General features: G+C 42.7%; 17 protein-coding genes and 3 pseudogenes. 12 read left to right on the top strand and 8 right to left on the bottom strand.

From position 1 onward, the window contains the following. The first annotated feature begins 83 nt into the window (after positions 1-83). The 9 genes and pseudogenes from AC1RRX_RS16850 (at position 84) to AC1RRX_RS16890 (ending at position 8,901) form a co-directional block, all read left to right on the top strand. Positions 84-1,904 carry an APC family permease gene (locus tag AC1RRX_RS16850; protein ID WP_007410187.1) on the top strand — a complete coding sequence of 607 codons (1,821 nt, stop codon included), beginning with the start codon at positions 84-86 and terminating at the stop codon, positions 1,902-1,904. A 53-nt stretch (positions 1,905-1,957) separates the two neighbouring features. Beyond that, a complete protein-coding gene (locus tag AC1RRX_RS16855) occupies positions 1,958-2,404 on the top strand; it encodes an NUDIX hydrolase (RefSeq protein ID WP_007410188.1) in 447 nt (148 codons plus the stop codon). 57 nt (positions 2,405-2,461) lie between these two features. Then, on the top strand, positions 2,462-4,183 hold the full coding sequence (locus tag AC1RRX_RS16860; protein ID WP_014416943.1) for a pyruvate oxidase: 1,722 nt from the start codon (positions 2,462-2,464) through the stop codon (positions 4,181-4,183). Between the two features lie 407 nt (positions 4,184-4,590). Next, positions 4,591-4,845, top strand: a pseudogene (locus AC1RRX_RS16865) (peptidoglycan-binding domain-containing protein); the annotation flags it as partial. Positions 4,846-5,261: 416 nt separating this feature from the next. Beyond that, positions 5,262-6,025: pseudogene (locus AC1RRX_RS16870) on the top strand (septation ring formation regulator EzrA). 62 nt (positions 6,026-6,087) lie between these two features. Next, on the top strand, positions 6,088-7,221 hold the full coding sequence (locus AC1RRX_RS16875) for a hypothetical protein (protein WP_144464939.1): 1,134 nt from the start codon (positions 6,088-6,090) through the stop codon (positions 7,219-7,221). Between the two features lie 75 nt (positions 7,222-7,296). Then, positions 7,297-7,500, top strand: a complete 204-nt coding sequence (locus AC1RRX_RS16880; RefSeq protein WP_228767510.1) for a DUF2651 family protein — start codon at positions 7,297-7,299, stop codon at positions 7,498-7,500. A 136-nt stretch (positions 7,501-7,636) separates the two neighbouring features. Beyond that, positions 7,637-8,767: a Rap family tetratricopeptide repeat protein gene (locus tag AC1RRX_RS16885; RefSeq protein ID WP_039062639.1), complete on the top strand. Its 1,131-nt coding sequence runs from the start codon at positions 7,637-7,639 to the stop codon at positions 8,765-8,767. After that, positions 8,767-8,901 carry a hypothetical protein gene (locus AC1RRX_RS16890; protein ID WP_254922222.1) on the top strand — a complete coding sequence of 45 codons (135 nt, stop codon included), beginning with the start codon at positions 8,767-8,769 and terminating at the stop codon, positions 8,899-8,901. Before AC1RRX_RS16885 ends, AC1RRX_RS16890 begins: the two co-directional genes overlap by 1 nt. Before the next feature lie 359 nt (positions 8,902-9,260). On the opposite strand, the gene AC1RRX_RS16895 is transcribed toward AC1RRX_RS16890, so the two are convergent. The 5 genes from AC1RRX_RS16895 to AC1RRX_RS16915 all read right to left on the bottom strand — a co-directional run bounded on the left by AC1RRX_RS16895 (position 9,261) and on the right by AC1RRX_RS16915 (position 12,978). Then, complete coding sequence (locus tag AC1RRX_RS16895; RefSeq protein ID WP_094032125.1) at positions 9,261-9,491, bottom strand: hypothetical protein; 231 nt, start codon at positions 9,489-9,491, stop codon at positions 9,261-9,263. A 380-nt stretch (positions 9,492-9,871) separates the two neighbouring features. Continuing rightward, on the bottom strand, positions 9,872-10,429 hold the full coding sequence (locus AC1RRX_RS16900) for a hypothetical protein (RefSeq protein ID WP_007410197.1): 558 nt from the start codon (positions 10,427-10,429) through the stop codon (positions 9,872-9,874). 96 nt (positions 10,430-10,525) lie between these two features. Further along, positions 10,526-11,104, bottom strand: coding sequence for a hypothetical protein (locus AC1RRX_RS16905; protein ID WP_020953893.1), 579 nt, complete (start codon positions 11,102-11,104; stop codon positions 10,526-10,528). A 224-nt stretch (positions 11,105-11,328) separates the two neighbouring features. Then, positions 11,329-11,595, bottom strand: a complete 267-nt coding sequence (locus AC1RRX_RS16910) for a hypothetical protein (RefSeq protein WP_060675355.1) — start codon at positions 11,593-11,595, stop codon at positions 11,329-11,331. Between the two features lie 105 nt (positions 11,596-11,700). Further along, positions 11,701-12,978, bottom strand: coding sequence for an Nramp family divalent metal transporter (locus tag AC1RRX_RS16915; RefSeq protein ID WP_094032124.1), 1,278 nt, complete (start codon positions 12,976-12,978; stop codon positions 11,701-11,703). 655 nt (positions 12,979-13,633) lie between these two features. Here AC1RRX_RS16915 and AC1RRX_RS16920 point away from each other — a divergent pair. After that, entirely contained in the window at positions 13,634-13,987 is a 354-nt protein-coding gene (locus AC1RRX_RS16920; protein ID WP_007410203.1) for a hypothetical protein, read from the top strand. A gap of 58 nt (positions 13,988-14,045) precedes the next feature. On the opposite strand, the pseudogene AC1RRX_RS16925 reads toward AC1RRX_RS16920, so the two are convergent. The 3 genes and pseudogenes from AC1RRX_RS16925 to AC1RRX_RS16935 form a co-directional block, all read right to left on the bottom strand. Next, positions 14,046-14,261, bottom strand: a pseudogene (locus AC1RRX_RS16925) (DUF2188 domain-containing protein); the annotation flags it as partial. A 57-nt stretch (positions 14,262-14,318) separates the two neighbouring features. Further along, a complete protein-coding gene (locus AC1RRX_RS16930) occupies positions 14,319-14,726 on the bottom strand; it encodes a DUF5360 family protein (RefSeq protein WP_144464920.1) in 408 nt (135 codons plus the stop codon). After that, on the bottom strand, positions 14,723-15,088 hold the full coding sequence (locus tag AC1RRX_RS16935; RefSeq protein WP_007410206.1) for a DMT family transporter: 366 nt from the start codon (positions 15,086-15,088) through the stop codon (positions 14,723-14,725). The genes AC1RRX_RS16930 and AC1RRX_RS16935 overlap by 4 nt, the downstream gene beginning before the upstream one ends. A 166-nt stretch (positions 15,089-15,254) precedes the next feature. On the opposite strand from AC1RRX_RS16935, the gene AC1RRX_RS16940 reads away from it, so the two are divergent. Next, the gene (locus AC1RRX_RS16940) at positions 15,255-16,061 is read left to right on the top strand and encodes an EcsC family protein (protein WP_007410207.1); all 807 of its coding nucleotides are present in this window, start codon (positions 15,255-15,257) and stop codon (positions 16,059-16,061) included. 100 nt (positions 16,062-16,161) lie between these two features. Next, entirely contained in the window at positions 16,162-16,533 is a 372-nt protein-coding gene (gene gsiB / locus AC1RRX_RS16945; RefSeq protein ID WP_015416859.1) for a glucose starvation-inducible protein GsiB, read from the top strand. Positions 16,534-16,666: the final 133 nt, after the last annotated feature.

Below are 16,666 nucleotides of genomic sequence, written 5' to 3' on the forward strand. Positions count from 1 at the left end.
GGCATGCAATCAGCATTCGGAGACATCATAGCAGTAAGGGTTTGTAAATCAAACGGAAAATGAAAAAAAGGGGAAGACAACAAATGTACCATTCAATCAAAAGATTTTTGATTGGGAAACCGCTGAAATCACAGGCTGCCGGAGAGCAGAAACTCACGAAACTCAAGGCGCTCGCCATGCTTTCTTCAGACGCGCTGTCATCAGTTGCTTACGGAACGGAACAGATTCTGATCATTTTGGCTGCGGTAAGCGCGGCCGCGTTTTGGTATTCCATTCCGATCGCAGCGGGTGTTCTCATTTTGCTGCTTGCTTTGATTCTGTCCTACAGACAGATTATTTACGCTTATCCGCAAGGCGGGGGCGCTTATATGGTGTCAAAAGAAAACCTTGGTGAGAAGCCGGGCCTGATTGCGGGCGGCTCATTGCTTGTTGATTATATTCTGACGGTGGCGGTAAGCATTTCTGCCGGAACTGACGCGATTACATCGGCATTTCCGGCTTTGCACCCGCATCATTTGCTCATTGCTGTTTTGCTTGTGATTCTGATTATGATTTTAAATTTGAGAGGACTGTCAGAGTCGGCGTCCATTTTGGCGTATCCCGTCTATCTGTTTGTGGCGGCGCTTGTCCTTTTGATCGTCGTCGGGCTGTTTAAACTCATGACGGGCCAGGTTCATCCGGCCGAACACACGCCGATCGGCACACCTGTGGCGGGCATCACGCTGTTTTTATTGCTGAAGGCCTTTTCTTCGGGCTGTTCGGCACTGACCGGTGTTGAAGCCATTTCAAACGCGATCCCGGCCTTTAAAAATCCTCCGGCAAAAAACGCGGCCCGCACTTTGGCCATGATGGGGATTCTGCTGGCGATCTTATTTACGGGGATTACGGTGCTGGCGTACGGCTACGGCACGGGTCCGAAGCCTAACGAGACCGTTATTTCGCAAATCGCCGCGGAAACCTTCGGACGCCATACGGTGTATTATTTCATTCAAGGCGTTACATCATTGATTCTCGTGCTTGCGGCGAATACGGGCTTTTCCGCATTTCCGCAGCTGGCGTTTAATTTAGCGCGCGATCAGTATATGCCGAGAATGTTTACGGTACGAGGCGACCGGTTAGGATTTTCAAACGGAATCATCTTTCTCGGTATCGCGTCCATCCTGCTCATTCTTTTATTCGGCGGCCGCACGGAACATTTAATTCCGCTTTATGCTGTCGGCGTGTTCATCCCGTTTACGCTGTCGCAGACGGGAATGTGCATCAAGTGGATCAGGCAGAAGCCGAAGGGCTGGGCGGTAAAAATGCTGATCAACTCATGCGGCGCCGCCATTTCATTTATGGTGCTGTGTATTTTATTCGCGACGAAGTTCAATCTTGTCTGGCCAGTGCTGTTATTCATGCCTGCTGTCGTCATGCTGTTTTTCGTCATTAAAAATCACTACACCGCGGTCGGCGAACAGCTGCGGGTCGTTGATCAGCAGCCTGAGGAAATCAGGGGAACCGTCGTCATCGTGCCTGTCGCCGGTGTCACCACCGTCGTCCAAAAATCGATTCAGTATGCGAAATCATTATCGGATCAGGTCATTGCGGTTCATGTTTCCTTTGACAGAGAAAACGAAAAAAAGGTGGAAAAGCGCTGGGAAGAGCTTCATAACGGTGTCCGCCTCGTCACCCTGCATTCCTCATACCGCAGTCTGGTTCACCCGTTTGATAAATTTTTGGAAACGGTCGAACAGAAAGCGAAAAAAGAACAGTTCTCCGTGATGGTGCTGTTTCCGCAATTCATTACGAAAAAACGCTGGCAGACCATCCTTCACAACCAATCAGCCTTCTTGCTCCGCGTCCGGCTGTTTTGGAAGAAGGACATAATCGTCGCCACCCTGCCGTATCATTTTAAAAAGTAACGGCAAAGACCGCAGGCTAAAATGCCGCGGTCTTTTTTGTAAAGGAGGACAACATGGCACAAGGCGCTTTTGTCATCATACAAAATGACGGGCGGGACATATTGCTCGTAAAACGAAAAGACATTCCCTTATGGGATTTGCCCGGGGGCAGGATTGAAGAAGGTGAAACATCTGAAGCCGCAGCCGTCAGAGAGGCCTTCGAAGAAACCGGTTATAACGTGACCATCCTGCAAAAAGCCGGTGAGTATGAAAGGCCGGCATTTGAAGATACACAACATGTATTCATCGGAGCCATTAATGGGGGAACTCCGCTGATGAACGGGCCGGAAACCGCCGCTTTACGCTGGTTTTCCCCAAACCGGCTGCCGCTGTTCATGGTGCCGAACAGAAAACGGCAAATAAAAGACGGACTCAATGGGGCGGCAAATCAAAAGGCAGTCCTTAAAGACCGAAATCTGTTATCCATCCTTGATCTGCTAAGAAAAAAGCTGAGAGTATAGCTCGTGTTTCAACCTGTATGAAAAAGGGGATGAATACAGGTAAAAGGAGGATGCAGTATGCCAAGTAAAACAGCAGGACACGTAATGACGGAGCTGCTTGAACAATGGGGAGTCGGTCATATATACGGCATTCCCGGAGACAGCATTAATGAATTTATCGAAGAACTGAGACATGAACGGAATAACCTGACATTCATCCAAACCCGGCACGAAGAAGTCGCAGCCCTGGCAGCCGCGGCTGAGGCAAAACTGACCGGCCAGATCGGTGTCTGCCTTTCAATCGCAGGACCGGGGGCCGTTCATCTGCTGAACGGTTTATACGACGCCAAAGCGGACGGCGTTCCGGTGCTGGCGATTGCGGGACAGGTGGCTTCCGATGAAATCGGCCGTGACAGCTTTCAGGAAATCAAATTAGAGCAAATGTTTGAGGACGTGGCGGTATTCAACCAGCAAGTACATACGGCAGAAGCGCTGCCCGATCTTCTGAATCAGGCGATCCGCACGGCTTACAGCAAAAAAGGCGTTGCCGTTTTAACTGTTTCTGATGATTTATTCGCGCAAAAAATCAAACGGGAGCCGGTTTACACATCGCCGATATACCTCAAAGCTGATATAGAGCCGAAAAAAGAACATCTCGTGACATGTGCGCAATATATTAACAACGCAAAAAAACCGGTCATTCTCGCCGGCCAAGGGTTAAAATCAGCAAAAGAGGAGCTGCTCGCATTCGCCGATAAAGCGGCCGCTCCGATTGTCATTACCCTTCCGGCAAAAGGCGTCGTGCCTGACAGCCATCCCCACTTTCTCGGGAATCTCGGGCAAATCGGCACAAAGCCCGCCTACGAAGCAATGGAGGAATGCGATCTGCTGATCATGCTCGGCACATCGTTCCCATACAGGGATTATCTCCCGGATGATACGCCCGCCATTCAGCTTGATTCGGATCCGGCGAAAATCGGCAAGCGCTATCCCGTCAATGCGGGAATCGTCAGTGATGCGGCTCTGGGGCTGAAAGAGCTGACGGAATACATTGAATATAAAGAAGACAGAAGATTTTTGGACGCCTGCACCGAGCACATGAAGCATTGGTGGAAGGAAATCGAAAAGGATGAAACCGAAGCGACTCATCCGCTCAAGCCGCAGCAGGTCATTGCCCGGCTTCAGGATGCGGCCGCAGAGGACGCCGTCCTGTCAGTGGATGTCGGAACGGTTACGGTGTGGATGGCCCGCCATTTTAAAATGAAGAAGCAGGACTTTATCGTCTCAAGCTGGCTCGCCACGATGGGGTGCGGGCTTCCGGGAGCGATTGCCGCAAGCCTTGCCGAACCTGAGCGGCAGTCCATCGCCATTTGCGGAGACGGCGGATTTTCAATGGTGATGCAGGATCTGCCGACAGCTGTTAAATATAAACTGCCGATTACGGTTGTCATATTAAACAACGAAAATTTAGGCATGATTGAATATGAACAGCGGGTCAAAGGCAACATTGACTACGTCACCCAGCTGCAAAATATGGATTACGCCGCTTTTGCAGAAAGCTGCGGGGCAAAAGGGATCAAAGTGACGAAACACGAGGAATTGGCTCCCGCTTTTCATGAAGCGCTCAACTCAAATGAGCCGGTCGTCATCGACGCCGTCATCGGCGACGAGCCGCCGCTTCCGGGAAAAATCACTTACGGTCAAGCGAAGGGCTTCAGCAAATACATGCTGAAAAACTTCTTTGAAAACCAAAAAATCGAAATGCCGTCACTCAAGAAAAGCTTAAAACGGCTGTTTTAAGAAGCAGGTGGTTATAAAAAAATAAACAGGCAGCATGCCTGTTTATTTTTTTGTTGGGCGGCTTGCTTGCATATAGCCGTCCTAAACGAAAACGGAGATTGTGAAAAGCCACAGCTGGCGAGCGATGGCTGATCAAAAAACTTATGAAGGACCAGGACAGTTCATAACAAACGTGGTTCGCACATCGCATCGCCCAGCCCTTATCAGCAAAAACAGAAACCAAGACAGGCGGGGCGACGTACACCGTCAAGAAAGGCGATACTCTTTCTGTCATTGCACAGGAAACTGGCGTGAGCATGGCGACCCTGCAAAGGTTGAACAGTATCAAGGACCCGAATTTTATCAAAGTCGGCCAAGTATTAAAGCAGACGGACTCGGCCAGCTCTCCAACAAAAGGCAAAAAATCATCTTACACGCTGCCATCAGGCGTTTTTAAAGTGACAAGCCCCTTAACTAAGGGAACGGCCGTGAAACAGATCCAGACAGCTTTGGCGGCTCTTTATTACTATCCGGACAAAGGAGCAAAGAACAACGGAATAGATGGCTATTACGGTCCGAAAACAGCAAACGCAGTCAAACGATTCCAATCTATGTACGGGTTAACTGCTGATGGAATTTACGGACCGAAAACGAAAGCAAAAATGTTGTCTCTTCTGAAATAAATGAAACAGCCCTTTAATAGGGCTGTACCACAATTCTATATATTTCATAAAAATAAAGAAGTATATAGAATTGTGGTTCGCATCAATGGTAGAATGTGTTTGTTGGAAGGCATTTAAAATACTTGTAAATTTGTATAAAATTTGAAGGGTAACCTTACGAAGAAATAGTGAAACAACACATTGCCTGATAAACATCGTGCAAAACCCAAATCCTATAGTTCAGTTGGCACTGCATATCCCGATTTTGTGTCATTATGCACTAGATAGAAATGATTAAAATATCCTAAATAATTAAAAAAAGGTGTTTACAACCTTATTTATATCCTATATCTTAGAAAAGAAGGAAAAATATTCAATAGGGGGATACTGACGTGAAAAAGAGTAAATTTTTACTTACCACCATGTTCTCTACAACTATGTTGATTTCCGGTTTAGGCTTGGGATTTGGGAAAAGTGCACATGCTGAAGGATTTCCGCAACTTACTAATGAAAAAGTCCAAACGGAAATACAGGAAATGAAAGATGCCGGCATGACAAGTGAGGAAGTACAGAAATTCTATGAAATGAGTAAAGAAGAGTATGCGTATGTACAAGAACATGCAGAAGACTTGTATAAGGGTTCCCAAAAAGAAATCAAAGAATTGAAAGCCTCTGGTCAAATTGATGAAGTTCTTCCTAAATACAAGGAGCCTGAATATCAGCCCAAGAACCAAATTGCAGCAAAAGCGTTAGGTACAAAAGGTGATGTTCTTACAAGCTATGAAATTAATTCTGGAAGTTGGTCTATTGGTGTAGGACATGCTGCGGTTGTTTCAACTAACAAATCAAAAACAGTTGAAGCATGGGCGAAAAGCTGGAGCCCTATAAACCAAGATGGAGTTCGCAGATATAATAATAACTGGGGAAGTAAAAAGAAAGTTTATGGTCTATGGGTTAAAGGATCGAATAACAATAAGTATATAAACGCTGCAAAATATGCGGAAAAGCAAGCAGATAATAAAAAGAAATATAATTTCAACTTTTTAAATAAAAAGACGCTAAATTTTATTGTTCTCAATTAGCTTGGCGTTCTTGGAAAAACCAAGGTATTGATATTGACAATGTCAAATGGGACAGCGTTGTAACACCAATGGAGCTTGTAAAATCCAATAACACAACAATCTTTTATCACAAGGGTTAAACAAATTGACAAAAACAATCGGTGCTGCACCGGTTGTTTTGTCATTTCAAAGGGAGGAAAATATGAATAGACTTAAGACCCTGTTTATTTTCATTTGCATACTGATAGTCACAACCTCTTGCGGTCTCATCCAAACTGGGAATGAAAAAGAGGAAAGAAGCAGCAATAAAAAGACTGTATTAAAGGATATTGACAATGCAAAATTTATTGTTGGTTTTTCTAACACTTTAGATAGGGGAAGTGAGATTGGGGTTTACGGTGAAGATGGTGCTAAAATGGATAGCTTGGAATTGAAAGATGGTATAAATTTCACGATGTCTTCATATAACAAAAACGATACGTTCTTCTCATCAAATAGAAGCAATAATCACTTGATGATAGACAATAAAACCGGAAAAATAAACAAAATAAATGAAAAGAGTTTGTCAAAAACAACTGAGGATGAAGGTGCTTTCTTTATAAATAGTTCTGACGGTTATATCATCCATGACATTAACGTTGGATATACAGACAAAGGGCTGGAAAGTGAACTGGTATATTGGGAGGGAAACAGCCGAAAAAACAAGAAACAAATAAAGCTTGACGGAGAACTTGGATCAGCAATCGTCGCTAAAAATAAAATTTATGTCATTTCAAGTGATGAAGAAAGTATGTCCATCCTTTCAATTAACCCAGAGACAAATAAGCAAGAGAACAAGGCATCCATACCGAATAAAGGGATATACTTCATGGATGAAAAGGATGCATTCCAAGCTCTAGATGAAAATACATTTGTACTGGCAGTTAATGATAACGTGAATGAGAAAGAGAATTCTAAGCTCATATTAATAGACAGAGAGACTCTTAAGGTAAAAAAAGAAGTCGAGATGGAGAAAGGGTTTCATCCTGCAAAATTGAAAATATTAAAAGATAGCATCTTAGCTGTTTCTTTTGAGGGGAAGCTGCAGGTGTTTGATAAAAAAATGGTTAAGAAAAAATCTTTTGATTTTTATGCTGGGGATGATAACAAATTAATGAATGATGTTCAATTCAATGACAGAGAGATGTATGTTTTACTCAAAAACTTTGATATCCAGCGTGATAACAAGCTTGGAGATATCACGTCTTATGATTTGAAATCAGGCAAAAAGGTAAAAACAATCCCGCTAAAAGCAAAAAAAGAGTGGGAAATTGCCCGGTTCGAAATTTTAAAATAAGTAGGAGGTGTTTATATTAGCCCGTTTTTGAGCCCTGCATATATCATACTCATTATTCTTCCGGCAGCTTCTTTTATGCTGGGGATAATAGGGTATTTCATCTTTAAAAAAGTATGGACTATGGTTGTCGTCGTATTGATCCTGTCATTGATATTTATGTTTGTTGTGATAGGGGCAGAGCCAACATTTTTAATTTGGGTGTTTATCATGACGGGAGCCTGCCTTATCTCCGGTTCAATCACTAAGACTATAATGAATTTTACAAAGCGAAAATATTAAATGGAATAATCAAGAGTGTACATCAAAACCATAATCCCAAAAATCCCGCGACGAAAATTGCGGGATTTTTTCGTTTGTGTTTATTGTAGGAAAAGTTATAATATTACAAAAATAGTGATTAGAGGGAGGGATAAGTGTGGACCAAGTTTTACCGTCGTCCCAAGTTGGTGTCAAGATCAATGAATGGTACAAAATGATTCGCCAGTTCAGTGTGCCTGATGCTGAGATTTTAAAGGCTGAAGTAGAACAGGAAATAGAGGAGATGGAAGAGGATCAGGATTTGCTTGTCTTTTATTCATTGATGTGCTTTCGTCACCAATTGATGTTAGATTCCTTGGAGCCGGAAGACAGATATAGAGATCGCCCTACAGTCGACGAACTGCTTGAAAAAATAGAAAAACCACAAAAAAGACTTACAGGCCTCTTGAAATATTACTCATTGTTTTTTCGTGGAATGTATGAATTTGATCATAAAGAGTATGTTGAAGCGATAAGCTATTATCGCAAAGCAGAGAGAGAGTTGAATGCTGTATCAGATGAAATGGAGCAAGCTGAATTTCATTACAAAATAGCTGATGCCTATTATCAAATTGATCAGCATTTTGTTTCCCTCAATCATTTAAAAAAAGCCAAGCAATTGTTTGAAAAAAGTCAACTATACAAAGTGAAAGTGATTGGCTGTAATATGATGGTCGGTGCTAACATGTACGATATGTACAGGCTGACGGAGGCAGAATCATATTATCGGGAAGCATTAAGTATCGCCCGTGGCTTGGATGAGGAAAAAGTGAAAAGAATTATCGGAGTGATCTTTCATAACTTAGGCTTAGTTTATTTAAGAGGGAAAAATTTGATTGCTGCTGAAGAGAATTTCAAAAAGGCAATAGACGTGAAAGAACATATTGATACAGTGTATGGAGTGAGATCATTATATATGATGGCGAATGTCCTGTACCAATGTGATAAAGCCAAGGAAGCACGTTTCTTTTATGAAACGGCTCTAAATCGTGCTCGGACTTCTAATGAAGAAGAATATTTGGCTAAATTAAAAATCATTAATTCATTATACGAAGAATATAATGAAACAGAAGTGAAACAAAGCTTAGGTTACTTGGAAAAGAAACGCCTTTGGTCTGATTTCGCAGAGCTAACCGAAAAATTAGGTGACTTTCATTTTGAGAAGAGAAACTATGTAGAGGGAAGAAACTTTTTAAAGAAAACCATACATGCCCAAACACAAATACTTAAGGTTACGGAGGCTATATAATGAAGAAACTTATAATCAGCTCCGCTTTAATCGGTATTCTTTTTACTGGATTATTAAGTGTGACAAATGTTTATACTGCTGAAATGAGTGACTCTGGAACTTTTTATATCGCTGAAAAAGCTATAAATATTTAAGTGTTCTCCAATTTTTGACCTCCACCTTTTAAGACTGGGGGATTTCTTTTTCTTATCCAGTAATCAACATACGCTGCCTCATAAGGTTCTTAACCGTTACTTATATTGCGTTCACCTTTCCGTTTTGCTGTGAAGTGTTTTCTTGAACGATGCATGCATGAGAAAGACGCCGTCCATTTTTAAGCCTATCTTCAATCATTCAAGGACAAACAAAAGAGCTATCGAGAAGATCTCGACAGCTCCTTTGTTTGTTGAGCGGCTTGCTTGCATATAGCCGTCCTAAACGAAAACGATGATTGTGAAAATCGGCAGCTGGCGAGCGATGGCTGATCAAAAAACTTATGAAGGACCAGTGCAATTCATCTCAAGAACAGCCAGAGAGCGGTCACAACAGCGATCATAAAGTAATCTCCCTCATTCAGTGTAGTTCCATTTTTGACAAACACAAGTGCCGTCCGGTTTGTCTTTGTCCCTTTCGGGGTTTTAAGCGCAATGTTCTTCCCTATATTGTAATAAACAATTTTAAACAAATGATACGCCAGCGAACAGAGTAAAAAGAGCAACATGAACTTGCCAATAAACAATATCATGTTTCATTACTCCCTATTGCAGTTTTTTCGTATGAATATATGACGGAAAAGTCAGGATGTTATATAAAAGAAGAAGTATTTTAAAGAGGCTGGTGTTATTCATTAATGAATGGCTCACCGTAACATCTCTAGATCCGGAATCATTTCAAAACGAAAGAGAAGCCCGAGGATTATTAAAAAACAGTCCCTAATTTGTCCGCTTATTTTTGAACATTTGATCCAAGATGAACATAAAGAGGGTGAATAAGAAGGACACCGTAATCATATCTATCAGAAATATATTAGAGGTTCTTTTTATTAATAGCAGCCATACCACCTGCAAAACTAAAGAAATAGAAAAATAGGATATATATGTCATGATTCTCATATTTGTTACCCCCTTAGCCTAATTTCTCTTTTGTGATCTTATCCAAATTAGTGAAAAGGATATCCAATCCCGAAAATAAGAAAGTGATGAACAATGAAAGAAGAATTTCTCCACCTTGAAATATAGATATGTTCTCAATGATATGATTGGAAACGTATTGGATTGAGAAGTAAACAGCAGCCCATGCAAAAATGAATTCAAGGATATAGGCTGACCAAGCAGGCAATGTCAAAACATGAGTCATTCCTTTTACAATTGCTGTAAGGATAAGCATATAAACTAAAGCTAAGATACTGACGACGACAGAAAATATGTATAAGTCTGAAAGTGAACCATAGATGATATATTCTCCGAAAAAATGATTTACAGTTATAGCTGCAAAATACATAACTAGGCTGGGTACAGTTATAGCCAAGAACAGGGAGAATCCAATAAGTACGATGAATGCTGCATGAGCTAAGCGGTTTGGCGGTGTATCCACGATCTCTTTTTTTAATAGAATCATAAAAATAAGAGATGAAATCACAAGGCAGCATAAGAAAGTGAGCAGAACAGTAAAAAAGACAGTCATTTTGACATCTCCAATGAAAAAGTGCTATTAGAGTGAATCTAACAGCACTTTGCATTACTTCATACGTATTTTCCTGATGATCATTTATGAATGATTTTAAAATGCTTTCATTGCTAAAGTTGTCAATTGAGCGAGGTTTTTAGCCTGGCTGTCAGAAAGTCCGGACTTTTTAAGTGAAAGATAAAGATTCTTTTCCACGTCAGCCCAGCTTAAGGCGACATACTCGTTCAGCATTTTCTTTAAAACCGGTTCGATGTGTTCATTGAAAACGGACTCGAGTTCATTTCTTATTTTCTTTCCTGCTAATTTTTCAACAAGATTGAATAATTTTGTTTTATTTTTCAGCACTTCTCTGATTACATCTTTGACTGGTTTTGACACAGATGCATCGCTTTGTGCTTTAAGTCCGTAGGAAAATTGCGTATCAGTCTGATAAAAAAATGATTTGGTCGTTCCAGTGGCATTGGCAGTATTATTATGATTTTCTTTAGCTAAGGATGCGGGGACAAAAGCAGTAGTTACAAGGGCTAAAGATGCGGCAAACAGAATGCCTTTAGCTGCGTGTCTAATGGGAAATCCTCCTTTAGAAATGTAGTGTAGAGAGAAATGAAAGACTATGTATTTAGGCGGGACCGATATGATCCGCTTTGAACATTTTCCCCTCTCAGATACCATTCTATCAATAGGTATTTTTGGGGTAAATAGGATTTTAATACAGTATTTTTCTTATAATTCAAAATCTTCTTTAGCAGGATTCATTTTGGCTGCAGTTTCGATGAGATGGGACATGGGCTGGAGCCTATATAACACATGTACAGGCTGATTGAGGCGGAATCACATTATCGGAGCGGTTTATAATTTAGGGTTAATGAATAAAAATAAACAGGCGGCATGCCTGTTTATTTTCGTTTGCGTGAAAGAGCGAAGAAAAACGGGAAGGCGGAGCCGGCCAATAACGTACCGAATAAAAACATGCCCCCGATGAACACATGATAGTTCACCCCGCCGATCCAAAGCCCCGTGATTAAGGAAACGATGCTTAATGCGATCATGAAAAAGCCGGGAATCAGACGTTTCTTACCCGTTGTCCGATAAGCAAAAAGAGAACAGAAGATGCCGATGACAATCGGCACAATCCACAGATAAAAAAGGATAAATACTGACATAAGCAAAACTCCGATTTTTCTTCTATCATACCAAAAACGCCCGGAAAAAGATACGAACGGCACCCGGCGTCAAAAGAAAAACCGGCCATTGCGGCCGGTTTTTTTCTAACGGAATGAATCGTAGATCACAAACAGATTAAGCGCGATCACCAAAACCGCAATCAGCCAGGCGAGAGCCGTCACCCATTTTCGGTTCGTCAGGGCGCCCATCAGGCGTTTGTTGCTTGTAAACATAATCAGCGGCACGAGCGCAAAGGAGATGCCGAATGAAAGAACGACCTGGCTCCATACGAGCGCTTCTGTGGCGTTGACCCCCGAGATAATGATGATCATCGGCGGAATGATGGTAATGAAACGCCGCAAATAAAGCGGGATACGGTAACGGATGAAGCCCTGCATGATAATATCGCCTGACAATGTGCCGACAGAAGAGCTTGAAAGCCCTGCGGCCAGCAGCCCGATCCCGAAGAGAATGGCTGAAGCCGGTCCGATATAGTGGCCGAATTGCTGATAAGCCACGTCTAAATCTTCTACATACAGCCCGTTCTTGAAGAAAAGCGCGGCAGCGACGATGAGCATGCTTGCGTTAATCGCCCCGGCGATCACCATCGCGATGAGAATGTCAATCGTCTCGAATCTAAAAATCTTTTTCCGCTCACTATCCGTTTTTCCGACGACACGGCGCTGTGTCAGTGCGGAATGTAAGTAAATGGCATGCGGCATCACGGTTGCGCCGAGTATCCCGGTTGCCAAGAGCACACTGTCCATTCCGTCAATTTTCGGGATAAACAGCCCCTCGAGAACGGAGGCGGCGTCAGGTTTGGCAAAGAAGGTTTGCAGAGCGAAGGCGATCACCACGACGAACAGAAGTCCGGCAATGCCCGCTTCCAGCGCCCGGTAACCCCGGCGCTGCAGCTCTAAAATCGCGAATGATCCGATCGCCGCGATAATGGCCGCTTCAACCATCGGTATGCCGAACAGCAGGTTGAGTCCGAGCGCCGCCCCGATAAATTCTGCCAGATCAGTTGCCATAATCACCAGTTCACCCTGTATCCACAGCCCGGCTGATACCCATTTCGGATACCGGTCTCTGGCGATTTCCGGAAGGTTTTTACCCGTGGCAATGCCGAGCTTCGCGGAAAGAACTTGAATTAAAAAAGCCATCAAGTTTGAAAAGAGGATGACCCACAGCAGCATATACCCATACTTCGAACCAGCTGAGATATTCGTAGCGAAGTTTCCCGGATCAATGTAGGCAATCGCCGCGATAAAGGCGGGGCCTAAAAAAGGCAGAAGCCGCTTGAATCCCTTGCTTTTGCCGTCAAGTGCATCCTGCACGGCTTTTGCTTGCAGTGATTGTGCTGAGATGTCTTTGCTCATTATGTCTCACCTAAATTCCGATAGATTTTTAGCTAAATAACAAAAAGTTTCCTAGATGCAAATTATTTTATCTACATCATAAATCCGCTATTATAAGATGTCAAGTTCTTTATGTTCAATAAACCGGCACATTGATGCCCTGTTTTATCTATGATATGTATCCCGCCGAAGAAAGGTCCGAAAATGAAAACGGCATCGTTCCGGGAAAGAAGCGATGCCGTTCGCAAAGCGTGTTTCCGCGTCGGATCATGCGCGGATGCGTGGAGCGTTCTTTTAAAAAGGTGAAAAGAGGACACTTGCCTATATAACTTCACAACTTTCTGTCCGCCCAACTGATTTGAGAAAAAGACGCTGTATTTCCTCCGTTTTCTCGGGTAAATAGAATAATAATGTTTCTTTCCATTGAAAGATAAAACCTTTCTGTACCATTCAAATGACCTCCGGAAAAACTCCGGCCGCTCTGAATAAACGTTTGAATCAACGATATTTCAGTGATTCCAGTCTAATAAACCGCTGTTATCTATCAAAAAAAGAATCGGCATGGTCACTTGCGAAGAAAAGAAGTTGGAGCATTAGACTTATTTCAGTCTCCCGGGCGAAAAAGTATAATAACGTCAGGAAAGCTTTCCGGCCATATGATAAAAGAGGGGGAATTTTCTTGGTACGTCGTTTGTCGATCATTTCTTTAGCCATGATTTTTGCTGTTTCTTTATTCGCTTTTGGCGGCTCTGCATCAGCAGCAGCTTTCAAACCTAAAGCTGAACCGGACGTTTCCATTTTAGCCAGCGGGGGCACAGTCGGTATTTACGGTGCTAATATGCGCTCATGCTCTAAGGTCAGCTGTTCAACGATCACAACATTCTCAAGCGGTAAAAAAATTACTGGTTCTTGGGTAACCGGAGAATATGTTCAAGGCCACTACACCAATTCTAATAAATGGCTGAAAGTCACGTATGCAGGAGCGACAGGCTACGTTTCAGTCACCACGCTATCTTATTATTACGGTTTATAATCAGAAAAACCTCGTTCTCTTGAGAGCGGGGTTTTTCCTTTATTCCGATTCAATTTCCGCGTTTCGTTTCATCATCGTGTTTCATCAGCTGATCGATTTCTTCCTTAGAAGCGTTTTTTTTCCACTCTTTCGCCTGACTTGTCGCAATGGGAATGGCCCGTCCTTCTTCATAACCCTCATCTACCATCGCATTCGCGATTTCGATCGCTTTTTTCTTCACAGGTTCCTCGAGATTCTTCAATGATTGCGGATAATCCTTCATAGACCAAGGCATGTCTATCACTCCTTTATGAAAAGTGTTTCCCGCCTGAAGAAAAAGAAAACCGCCTCATCAAAAAGAATGACAGCTATTTTTACGAGAGACCAGCAATTTCTGAATAAAATATAAAGGATAAAGAAGCAAGTACAGATTGAATGCCCACCACATAAGATCAAAATCACCGATAAATACCCAAAAGGCAATCGCTTGCAGGCCTGAACAAAAGGTCAGCACAAGTGATATTAATGCGAAAGAGCGCCATAACGCATGTGTCCGTTTATAAAGAAACAAGCTGTACAGCCCGGTTATCGAAATGAAAATATCTAAGGGAAAGAATGACCAGTTCCAGGCCATGATCATGGCGTTATCATAATCTTTAAACACCATGTTTTTTGGAATCCACTCAAAAAAAGTAACAATCCAATAAACGATAAATCCAATATCTGTAATGAGGAAGAGAACCTTTAACCCTTTCATCATCTGTTTCTGTCCGTATGAACGCTGATGCCGTTTGATGACGTTTCACTTTCAGAAATAAAGTTTAAGGAAACAACACCGATGATGATCAGAAGAACAGAGACGGCTTTTATGACAGAGAACTGTTCATGAAAGAAAAAAATTCCGATCACGGAAATCAGCACGATCCCCATTCCGGACCAGACCGCATATGCGATGGAGACACTTATATATTTCAAAGTCAAAGTAAGAAAACAAAGGCTGCCGATATAAAACAATAACAATAAAATACTTGGGACAAGTTTTGTAAATCCATTTGATAATTTCATGCTGACCGTACCCAATACTTCAAAAATGATCGCTAAACTTAAATAAATCCATTGCATTCAACATTCTCCTTCAATCGTATTATTCAAAATTATACAATATACAGAATTTGAAGAAAATTAAACAATGGAATGTTTTCCGGATAAAAAATTCGGCCGGGTGTAAAAAGAAAACGCCATAAAGGTATACTATGAACAAAGAAATCAGAAAGGACGTGCAGGACGGGTGACAGAAGAGCGGACAGACCTGGAAAGACAACTGAGAGACATTCAAAAATGGGAAAAGGCGCAGCAGAGGGTGATGTTCTGGCAAACATTCACCCGCTTGCCGTTTCAGCTTTTGGACAAGCTGACACCGCAATTTATTCAGAGGAAAATCGGACTCATTCTCGATGAAACGGGAACGTTTATTCAGTCAGGCGGACAGTACCTGACATCTGAAAAGCGCATCATGAAAAAGTTTCAAAAACGGCTGCCGCACGGTACATGTCAAACGCTACACGACATCCGCATTGCGCCGCTTGCCGTCATGGACGAAATCGCAGAAGCCATAGCGCGTACAAGCGTAAAGGCCGCGACGGTGCAGGGAGCCGCAACGGGAGTCGGCGGCGTATTCACGCTGGCGGCAGACATCCCGGCGATGCTCGGCCTGTCCTTAAAGACGCTGCAAGATATCGCGGTTGCTTACGGCTTTGATCCGAAAGACAAGAAAGAACGCGTGTTTATCGTCAAATTGCTCCAGCTTGCATCCAGTGACGTCATCGGAAAAAAAGCGATCCTGCAAGATTTACGGCAATATGATCAAAACGACCGCGCCTATCAGCGCGTCGCCTCGCAAATCCAAGGCTGGCGGGAAGTCGTTTACAGCTACCGCGATACGTTCGCCGCGAAAAAACTGCTGCAAATGGTTCCGGCCGCAGGTATCATCTTCGGCGCGTCCGCCAACCGTTCAGCTTTAGAAAGCATCGCGGAAACAGGCATCATGCTTTATAAAAAACGCCGGATTCTAAAACGCATGAAGGATACAGAATGATAAAAAACCACCCGAAAACACATTCAATGTGTTTTCTTTGTTTAGCAGTTCTGAAATCGGGAAACCAACAACCAACACCAATTAAAGGAGGAATTCAAAAATGGCACAAGATAATAACAAAATGAGCAGAGAAGAAGCAGGTCAAAAAGGCGGAGAAGCGACAAGCAATAACCATGACAAAGAATTCTATCAGGAAATTGGTCAAAAAGGCGGAGAAGCCACTAGCAAAAATCACGACAAAGAATTCTATCAGGAAATCGGTGAAAAAGGCGGAGAAGCCACTAGCAAAAATCATGACAAAGAATTCTATCAGGAAATCGGTGAAAAAGGCGGAGAAGCCACTAGCAATAACCATGACAAGGAATTCTATCAAGAAATCGGCCAAAAAGGCGGAGAAGCCACAAGCAAAAATCATGACAAAGATTTTTATAAGGAAATTGGCCAAAAAGGCGGAAACAGACGAAGCAGCTAATAAAAGCATAAAAGGCAGACAACCTGCAGATCAAAAGCGATCCGGCGCATCAGCTGGATCGCTTTTTATTTTGGGAAAATCTTAATCTGAGCCGCCGTTGCGATACAATAAGATGAAAAAGGGGTTTTTCACT

It is taken from the genome of Bacillus sp. GW821-FHT11D08, from assembly GCF_058808515.1.